An 8486-nucleotide genomic window follows, 5' to 3' on the forward strand; every position below is an offset into this window, starting at 1 on the left:
CCCCGTGGTGCATCAAAGGGGCGATGGACGGTCCGGCCTTTGCCGCCTACATCCGGGTCGATGATGTGGTAGACCCCGGTCGGCCCGATCCGCTCCTGCCCGAACGGCACTTCTTCGAGCGGCAGCACGATGTCCGTGCTGCTCTTGGCGTTGGTGAGGCGGATGAACTTCGCGCCTTCCTGCTTGCCCAGCCATTCGACGGCGCTCGCGCTGATCGCCACGCCGCCGCGCGCCAATTCGCTGCGGCACCAGAGGCAGACCGACCCGGCGTGGTCCTCGTAGGCGAAGTGGCGGGAGCCACCGGGGCGGCGGTTGAAGACGCGCGCGGTCGCGGCGTCGAACTTCGTTTCTTCTGACACAGCCTGTGTCCTCCGTTGTGGAGGGCGCTGGCGTTCGGTTGCGTGGATTGGGAAAACCGACACACCGAGGCCAGCACCCCAAATGGGTGAATGGTCTTGATGGTCGGCGCCATATTCGGTCCCGGTCTGCCCTTGGGCAGCCTGCCTTAAGGTTTGATGGGGGAGTGGCCCCCCGCCGGTCGATGGTCCCGGAACTGTCCGGCATAGGTGGAGCCCGGAGGCCCGCATTTCCCACGACACCTTCGACCTGAGGCCAAGCCGCGATCCTGTCAAGGGAGAAGCGTTTGGAACAGGCGTGTGCGATCCGCCCGCGCTCGCCTTCGTTGTATCCTTGGGCACAACTGTCTGCTATTCCTTGGGAAACAAGAACAAGGTGTAGGGGTGGGGCAGTGGACGCAGCCGATCTTGAGAAATTCGCGGACAACCTGAAGGCTAAGTTCGCCCTGACCGGAACGGCCTCTCCCGAGGACCAGTTGAAACCGGATGTGGCGGCGCTTTTCGTCGCCGCTGGTGCGAAACTCGGGTTGAAGGTCGAGACCCGGACCGAGACACACCTCTCCGAACACAAGGTCCGGCCCGACATAGCTATCTACGTTGGTGGCCTGATCTGCGGTTACGTCGAGTTGAAGGCCCCCGGCCTCGGAGCCGACGCGCCGAAGCTGAAAGGCGACCACAACAAGAAGCAGTGGGCCAAGCTGAAAGGTCTGCCGAACCTGATCTATACGGACGGGCAGGAATGGGCGCTCTACCACTCGGGCGAGCGACCGGACGGCTTCCCCATCGTGAAGCTGACCGACGACCCGACCGTGAAGGGTAAGGCCGCCATCGCCGGAACCGATCTGGCAGACCTCGCCCGCCTGCTGGAACCGTTTCTGCGCTGGAACCCTGTCGTGCCGCACCAGCCGACGCCGCTCGCCCAGTATCTCGCGCCGCTGACCCGTTTCCTGCGCTCCGAGGTGGAAAACGCGCTGACCCAGACGGGATCGGCGGTCGGGCTTCTCGCAAACGAGTGGCGGCAATTCTTCTTCCCCGATTCCGACGACGCAAAGTTCGCGGATGCCTATGCCCAGACCGTGACCTACGCGATGCTGCTGGCCCGCCTGTCCGGCGCCACGAAGCTGGACCCGGCTGAGGCCGCGAAGACGCTGGACGCGAACAACGGCCTGCTGGCCCGGACGCTTGAGCTTCTTGGGCAGAAGGCCGCGCGCGATGAACTTGTGGTCGGGTTCGAGATGCTGCGCCGGTCGCTAGAAGCGCTGGACCCGCACGACTTCCTGAAATCGAAGCCCGACCTCTGGCTGTATTTCTACGAGGACTTCCTCGCTGCCTACGACCCGAAGCTGCGCAAGGATTACGGCGTCTACTATACCCCGCGCGAGGTCGTTGAATTGCAAGTGCGCCTTGCCTCGGAACTGCTGGAAAAGCGGTTCGGCAAGAAGCTGGGCTTTGCCGACGATGGCGTGGTGTTCCTTGACCCCGCCGTGGGCACCGGCACCTATCCCGTCGCGGCGGTGAAGCACGGGTTGGAGAAGGTGCGAAAGCGGTCCGGCCCCGGCGCGGTCGCGGCCCGGGCGCGGCAGATGGCCGAGAACATGCATGGGTTCGAGGTGCTGGTCGGCCCCTATGCCGTTGCCCACCTGCGGCTGGCGCAGGCGCTGGAAGGCGCGATGAACGACGCCAAGGCGGCGGCGGGCGAGCCCGAGGAAAAGCTCGGCAAGCGGCTGAACATTTACCTGGCTGACACACTTGAAAGTCCGAACTCGAAGCCGCCGATCCTGACGCTGACCTATCGGGCCTTTACCGAAGAACACGAGGCCGCGCGGAAGGTGAAGAACACAGGCGACGTGCTCGTGTGCCTTGGCAACCCGCCTTATGACCGCCAACAGATTGATTTTGAGGACACAAAAACTAGGCGTAAGGGCGGCTGGGTTCGGTTTGGCGACCAGATCGAAGGCGGGGCGAAGCAAGAGGAACAGGGGGAACGCCCGATCTTCCGCGACTTTACGGAACCGGCGTCGGAAGCCGGTGCCGGAGTCCATCTGAAGAATCTGTATAACGACTATGTCTATTTCTGGCGGTGGGCGCTCTGGAGGCTCTTTGAGCAGCAGAAATGCGGAGGCGTAGTGACGTTTATTACCGCGTCGAGCTATCTTGCCGGTCCGGGCTTTATCGGTGTCCGTGAAGTGATGCGCCGGACATTCGATGAGCTTTGGGTAATTGACCTAGGCGGCGACAATATCGGCACCCGAAAGACGCCGAATGTATTCGCCATTAAGACGCCAGTTGCGATTGCTGTCGGTGTTCGATCTGAAAAGCCATTGTCCGACAAACCGGCAATGGTTCGCTACGCGAAGGTGGACGGCGCAGATCGTGAAGAGAAGCTGGCGCGGCTTGACACGATTGATGGGTTTTCGGGTCTGGCTTGGCGTGATTGCGATAGTGGTTGGCACTCACCCTTTCTTCCTTCTGGCCAAGGAGACTATTTCGCTTGGCCACTTGTGATTGATCTATTCCCGTTCCAGAGAAGTGGTTCGATGTTTGGTAGAGCTTGGCCGGTAGCCGAGAATGCCGAACTTCTGGCAACTAGATGGGATCGCTTGGTTTCGGCACCGGCCACGGAGAAACCAAAGGCCTTCCACAACAACAACTACCGCGATGTCTCTCGGGCCTACCCCCATCATTCGTCGCGGGCAGCGATGCCGCCAGTCGCCGGGCTGACAAAGAAGGACGCTAGGCCGCAAATCCGTCCCTACCAGTGGCGCTTTCTGGATCGGCATTTTGCGTTTGAAGACAATCGGTTGAACGACCGTATGGGCGGATTGCTTTGGGACATAGTCTCGGAAAAGCAAGTTTTCCTGATGACTATGAGCACCAAAGTGATCGGAGTGGGGGCGGGGCTTTGCGCAAGCTCAGCGGTGCCGGACAAGGACGCATTCTGCGGGCGGGGCGGCAAGGATGTGATCCCCCTCTACCGGGATGTTGCAGGGACGGAGCCGAACGTGACCGCCGGTCTGCTGGACGCGCTCGGGAAGGAATACGGCACCACGCCGTCGCCCGAGGATTTGGCGGCCTACGTCTATGCGCTGCTTGGCGGCCAGTCCTATACCCGGCGCTTCTGGAACGAGCTTGAGACGCCCGGCCCGCGTGTGCCCATGACCAAGGACGGCGGGACCTTTGCCGAGGCGGCGAAACTGGGCCGCAAGCTGATCTGGCTGCATACCTATGCCGAGCGCTTCCGGGGCGACGGGCGCGGCGATGACGTGCCGCAGGGCAAGGCGACGACGATCAAAGGCGTGTCGTCCGACCCGAAGCACTACCCCGAGGAATACGCCTATGACGCGGCCAAGCGCGAGATTGCCGTGGGCGACGGTCGCTTCGGCCCGGTCGCGCCCGAGGTCTGGGACTTCGAAGTGTCCGGCCTTGAGGTCGTGAAGTCGTGGCTGGGCTACCGGATGAAGAAGCGGGCGGGCAAGAAGTCCTCGCCGCTGGACGACATCCGCCCCGAGCGCTGGACCGCGCGCATGAGCGACGAATTTCTGGAACTGCTCTGGGTTCTGGAATCGACCCTTGCGATGGAGCCCGAGCTAGAGAAGGTGCTGGACAAGGTCGTCGCCGGGCCGTGCTTCGCCGCCGCCGATCTGCCCGCGCCGACGCCCGAGCAACGTAAGGCTCCGGGTAAGGCTACGGCCTCCGACGACCAGCCCGACCTGTTCGGCGGCGATGACGAAGACGAAGACGGCGACGACGACTGATCGCGCCCGGCTTTCGCCTATGATTCTGGGGGTTTGGCCGCGTCGTCGCGGCCTGCCTCTGCCCAAGCAAGGAGCCCGGGAAACGGACCCCGAGCCTTACTTTAGCCTTACGTCGCGTAAGGTTTTCGGGCAGGTCGGGTAGCTAAGTATCTGATTTTATGGCTCCGGCGGTAGGGATCGAACCTACGACCAATTGATTAACAGTCAACTGCTCTACCGCTGAGCTACGCCGGAACACGGGGGCGATATAGCAACCTGTTCTGGGGGCGTCCAGAGGGATTGTCGCAAAATTTTCATGGCAGCGAAAATTGCGTTTCCGGGCCAATATGGGCTGGGGCAGAGAGGGCGCCGATCTCGCTCAGGGCGATCAGATGGGCGAGGACGTTGCGTGCCGCGGCCGGCAGAAGCTGCGGTGGGACGGTATAGATTCGCCCCGCCAGGGTGGCGGCATCGGCGGGGCCGTCGCGCAGGGCGCGCAGGATCTCGGCGCTGCGCTGGCGGCGATGGGTGCGGAGTTCCTCGATCCGGGTGGCGGGATCCTCGACCGGGTCGCCATGGGCGGGCAGCAGGCGGCGGGGCGCCAGTGCCGCGATCCGGTCGAGGCTGCGGAAATAGTCGATCAGATCGCCATCGGGGGGCGAGATCAGGGTCGAGGACCAGCCCAGGATCAGATCGCCGCAGAAAAGCCGATCCTCCCAGAGAAACGCCAGGTGATTGCCCATGTGGCCGGGGGTGTGGATGGCGCGAAGCGACCAGCCGTCGCCCGTCACGGTCTCGCCGTCGCGCAGCAGGCGGTCGGGGCGGAAGGCGGTGTCGCGGCCCTCGCCGCCGCCGGCGGTCCCGCTCAGCCGTGCCATCATCGGCGAGCGGCCGGCATCGGCGGTTCCGAAAGCCAGGATCGGGGCGCCGGTGGCCTGTGCCAGCGCGGCGGCGCCCCCGGAATGGTCGAGATGGGCATGGGTCACGAAGATATGGCTGATCCGCCCAGCCCCGGCTTCCAGAATCGCGGCGCGGTGGCTGGCGATGTCGGGGCCGGGGTCGATGACGGCGATCTGACCTTTGCCGAGCAGAAAGGTGTTGGTGCCCGGACCGGTCAGGGGCGAGGGGTTGGGGGCCAGGATCGTCTGCAGCATCGTCGCGGGTTTTCCTTCGCGGGTTTGGCGATTAACCTAGCCGCGCAAGGATGGGGGCGCCATGCAATTCGGACCTGAACTCGGCTGGCTGAAGCACCTCATGCCGCGCGGGCTTTACGGGCGGGCGGTGCTGATCCTGCTTCTGCCGGTCTTTACCCTTGTGCTGGTTGTCACGGTTATGTTCCTGCAGCGCCATTTCGACGACGTGACCCGTCAGATGACGCGCAATGTCGCGGGCGAGGTGGCCTTCGTGCGGCACAGTCTCGAACAGGGGCCAGACCGGGCGGCGGCGCTGGAGACGGCGCGTTGGGTCGCGGGAAACCTTGGCATCGGGATGGAAATTCCGGGTGGTCCGGTCGCGGACAGTCGGGTTTTCTATGATATTTCCGGGCGCATCGTCATGGAGGAGCTTCGAGCGCAACTGCCCGGGCTGCGCGCGGTCGAACTGGCGGATCTCAAGCAGGTGCGGATTGGGTTGGACGGTCCGCTTGGGCCTTACGCGTTGACGTTTTCGCGCGGTCGGGTCAGTGCCTCGAACCCGCATCAGTTGCTGGTCCTGCTGGGTTTTACTGCAGCGCTGATGACGGTGATCGCGGGCCTGTTCCTGCGCAACCAGCTGCGCCCGATCCGGCGGCTGGCGCAGGCGGCCGAGGATTACGGGCGCGGCCGTGTCACCCCCTATCGGCCCGGCGGCGCGATCGAGATCCGCAGCGCCGGCACCGCCTTTCTGGACATGCGCAACCGGCTGGAGCGGCTGGCCGAGCAGCGTGGCATGATGCTGTCGGGGATCAGCCACGACCTGCGCACGCCGCTGACCCGGCTGCAACTGTCGCTGTCGATGCTCAGCCCCGATATCGAACCCGATGCCGAGGAAATCGCCGCCATGCGCCGCGATCTCGACGAGATGTCGCGCATGATCAATGCCTTCCTGGCCTTCGCCCGGGATGCGGCACAGGACGCTGCCGGGGCCGAGGAGGTGGCGCTTCTGCCGTTCATCCAGCGCATCATCGACGACGCCGCCCGCGCCGGCCAGCAGATCGAACTGGTGGCACCGGGTCTCGGGCCCGAGGATGCGGCGACCTTCCGGCCCGACATGCTGCGCCGTGCCGTCGAGAACCTGATCGGCAATGCCGCGCGCTATGCCGGCCATACCCGGATCGAACTGGCCACCAGCCCGCGCGCGGTGCGCATCATCGTCGAGGATGACGGGCCGGGTATCCCCGAGGATCGCTACGAAGACGCGCTGCGCCCGTTCAGCCGGCTCGATCCCGGACGCTCGCGCAACCGGGGCGAGGGGGCGGGTCTGGGCCTGGCGCTTGCCGCCGATACGGCGCGGATGCTGGGCGGTCAACTGAGGCTGGGACGCAGCGCCGATCTGGGCGGGTTGCGCGCCGAAATCGCCTTTCCGCGTTAAGGCCGGGCAGGGGGGCGGACGCCCCCGACCCGATCCCGTATCCGGGGGCTTGCGGGCCAGCAATTGCGGGGCGCGCGTTGTTGACAGCCCTGCCGATTGCGCCTATAGCCCGCACGACCTGACGGGTTCTTCGCCCTCGGGGTCCAGAACCAGATGGTCGGAATTCGGGACAAGTGCCTGAATTCGCTGGATAGCCACTCCGCCCCCGCAGGGGAACGGATGGGCTTTGGCTTTTTGCGATTCGCGCAATTGGCCGTCGAGAAGTGGCGCAGTCTGACGACTGCGAGTATTGACAGAGCAAGACGGGGAACCGAATGCCTACGATCCAACAGCTGATCCGCAAACCGCGGCAGCCGAAAGTGCAGCGCTCGAAGTCGCAGCACCTCCAGGGATGCCCGCAGAAGCGCGGCGTCTGCACGCGCGTCTATACCACGACGCCGAAGAAACCGAACTCGGCCATGCGGAAAGTCGCCAAGGTGCGCCTGACCAACGGGTTCGAGGTCATCTCCTATATCCCGGGCGAAAAGCACAACCTGCAGGAACACAGCGTCGTGCTGATCCGTGGCGGCCGTGTGAAAGACCTTCCGGGTGTCCGTTACCACATCCTGCGCGGTGTGCTGGATACCCAGGGCGTCAAGGATCGTCGCCAGCGTCGTTCGAAATACGGCGCCAAGCGTCCGAAATAAGGAGATAGGCACATGTCACGTCGTCACGCCGCTGAGAAGCGCGAAGTGCTGCCCGACGCCAAATATGGCGATCGCGTGCTCACCAAATTCATGAACAACCTGATGGTCGACGGCAAGAAATCGGTCGCCGAACGCATCGTCTACAACGCGCTGGATCGCGTCGAGGGCAAGCTGAAGCGCGCCCCGGTCGAAGTCTTCCACGAAGCGCTCGACAATGTGAAACCCTCCGTCGAAGTGCGCTCGCGCCGCGTCGGTGGTGCGACCTATCAGGTCCCGGTCGAGGTTCGCCCGTCGCGCCGCGAGGCGCTGGCGATCCGCTGGCTGATCACCGCGGCCAAGAACCGCAACGAGAACACCATGGAAGAGCGCCTTGCGGGCGAACTGGCCGATGCCGTCAATGGCCGCGGCACCGCCGTCAAGAAGCGCGAAGACACGCATAAGATGGCCGACGCCAACAAAGCGTTCAGCCACTACCGCTGGTAACCGGAAGGAAGGCCCATTATGGCACGCGAATATCCGCTTCAGCGTTATCGCAACTTCGGCATCATGGCCCACATCGATGCCGGCAAGACGACGACGACCGAGCGTATCCTTTACTACACCGGCAAGTCGCACAAGATCGGCGAAGTCCATGACGGCGCCGCGACCATGGACTGGATGGAACAGGAAGCCGAGCGCGGCATCACCATCACGTCTGCGGCCACGACGACCTTCTGGCAGCGCCAGGAAGACCCGACCACCGAAGGGACTTCGGACACGAAGTACCGCTTCAACATCATCGACACCCCCGGCCACGTCGACTTCACCATCGAAGTCGAACGCTCGCTGGCGGTTCTGGATGGTGCGATCTGCCTTCTGGACGCCAATGCCGGCGTCGAGCCGCAGACCGAAACCGTCTGGCGTCAGGCCGACCGCTACAAGGTTCCGCGGATCGTCTTCGTCAACAAGATGGACAAGATCGGCGCCGACTATTTCAACTGCGTGCGCATGATCAAGGAACGCACCGGCGGCACCCCGTGCCCGATCGCCCTGCCGATCGGCGCCGAGGACCAGTTGGAAGGCATGGTCGACCTGATCAAGATGGAAGAATGGGTCTGGAAGGGCGAAGACCTCGGCGCAAGCTGGGTCCGTCAGCCGATCCG

General features: G+C 64.1%; 7 protein-coding genes and 1 tRNA gene. 5 read left to right on the forward strand and 3 right to left on the reverse strand.

What is annotated here, in order from left to right; translation table 11 throughout:
* A partial coding sequence (locus Q0330_RS10265) for a hypothetical protein (protein ID WP_299478304.1) occupies positions 1 to 359 on the reverse strand: 359 nt, incomplete at its 3' end.
* A 284-nt stretch (positions 360 to 643) separates the two neighbouring features.
* On the opposite strand from Q0330_RS10265, the gene Q0330_RS10270 reads away from it, so the two are divergent.
* Positions 644 to 4111 carry a type ISP restriction/modification enzyme gene (locus Q0330_RS10270; protein WP_299478307.1) on the forward strand — a complete coding sequence of 1156 codons (3468 nt, stop codon included), beginning with the start codon at positions 644 to 646 and terminating at the stop codon, positions 4109 to 4111.
* Positions 4112 to 4270: 159 nt separating this feature from the next.
* Here Q0330_RS10270 and Q0330_RS10275 read toward each other — a convergent pair.
* Both Q0330_RS10275 and Q0330_RS10280 read right to left on the reverse strand, forming a co-directional pair.
* Positions 4271 to 4345: transfer RNA gene (locus tag Q0330_RS10275), tRNA-Asn, on the reverse strand.
* A gap of 59 nt (positions 4346 to 4404) precedes the next feature.
* A complete protein-coding gene (locus Q0330_RS10280) occupies positions 4405 to 5244 on the reverse strand; it encodes an MBL fold metallo-hydrolase (RefSeq protein WP_299478310.1) in 840 nt (279 codons plus the stop codon).
* 61 nt (positions 5245 to 5305) lie between these two features.
* On the opposite strand from Q0330_RS10280, the gene Q0330_RS10285 reads away from it, so the two are divergent.
* The 4 genes from Q0330_RS10285 to Q0330_RS10300 form a co-directional block, all read left to right on the forward strand.
* On the forward strand, positions 5306 to 6658 hold the full coding sequence (locus Q0330_RS10285) for an ATP-binding protein (protein ID WP_299478313.1): 1353 nt from the start codon (positions 5306 to 5308) through the stop codon (positions 6656 to 6658).
* Between the two features lie 314 nt (positions 6659 to 6972).
* Positions 6973 to 7344, forward strand: a complete 372-nt coding sequence (gene rpsL / locus Q0330_RS10290) for a 30S ribosomal protein S12 (RefSeq protein WP_022705687.1) — start codon at positions 6973 to 6975, stop codon at positions 7342 to 7344.
* A gap of 12 nt (positions 7345 to 7356) precedes the next feature.
* Entirely contained in the window at positions 7357 to 7827 is a 471-nt protein-coding gene (gene rpsG / locus Q0330_RS10295) for a 30S ribosomal protein S7 (RefSeq protein ID WP_299478317.1), read from the forward strand.
* Between the two features lie 18 nt (positions 7828 to 7845).
* The coding region (locus Q0330_RS10300; protein WP_299478319.1) for a GTP-binding protein at positions 7846 to 8486 on the forward strand (641 nt) is incomplete at its 3' end.

Source organism: uncultured Paracoccus sp., assembly GCF_937873615.1.
Classification (GTDB): domain Bacteria; phylum Pseudomonadota; class Alphaproteobacteria; order Rhodobacterales; family Rhodobacteraceae; genus Paracoccus.